At 72.5% G+C, this 691-nt stretch carries 1 pseudogene; it reads right to left on the bottom strand.

From position 1 onward, the window contains the following. Positions 1-225 precede the first annotated feature (225 nt). A pseudogene (locus DWV43_RS10010) lies at positions 226-691 on the bottom strand (IS30 family transposase); the annotation flags it as partial.

Raw genomic sequence — 691 nt, 5'->3', positions numbered from 1 at the left:
GGTTGATTTTCAATCTCAACGCAACAGCCTGAACGGGCCCCGCGTTTCCGCAGCTAGCGCAACGCGGGAATAGCTCCCGGCACCTGGCCGTCGCACCGTTTCCGCAGGTGGAGAGGCTATGGAGGCCGGTGCCCCCATGCCGCCGCCGCATGCTCCGCCAGCCCGCCGCGCAGCCGTTCCGGACTCAGCGCAACGGGCCTTCCGGCCCATGTCCCGGCCCGCCGCCTATCCCGCCAGCGGCCCCTCGCCCCTCGCGGCCCTGGCCCTGTCGATGCAGCCGGGCGTGAGGTCGAGCTCGCCGGGCGCCAGCTCCTCTATCCCGAACGCGTCCATGAGGGCGGAGGCGTCCTCCCCGAGGGCCATCCGCAGCACGCGCGCCGGCGTCAGGAACCCGAGCGCCCCCCTCGGCTCGGAGTTCACCTGCGACATGAGCAGCGCGCAGTCCGCCGCCGTCAGCCGGTCGAACCTGGCCCCGGCGCCCTTGGGCAGCAGCTTCCTGATCTCCACGTGGTTCTTCTCGCACGCGCCCTTCTGCTGGCTCTGCCGGGGGTCGCAGTAGAAGAGCCTGGTCTCGCCGTCCCGCTCGCCGATCAGCGCCGCGATGGCGCCCTCGTCGGCGAACTCGCTCCCGTTGTCGGTGAGCACGGCGCCGAAGGCGCGCCTCGCGCCGTCCTCGCCGAGGACCCCACGC

The organism is Collinsella sp. AF05-9 (genome assembly GCF_003465595.1).
Taxonomy (GTDB): domain Bacteria; phylum Actinomycetota; class Coriobacteriia; order Coriobacteriales; family Coriobacteriaceae; genus Collinsella.
Note: the sequence above shows the minus strand (reverse complement) of the source record. Positions and strands in the feature narration are given on the sequence as shown.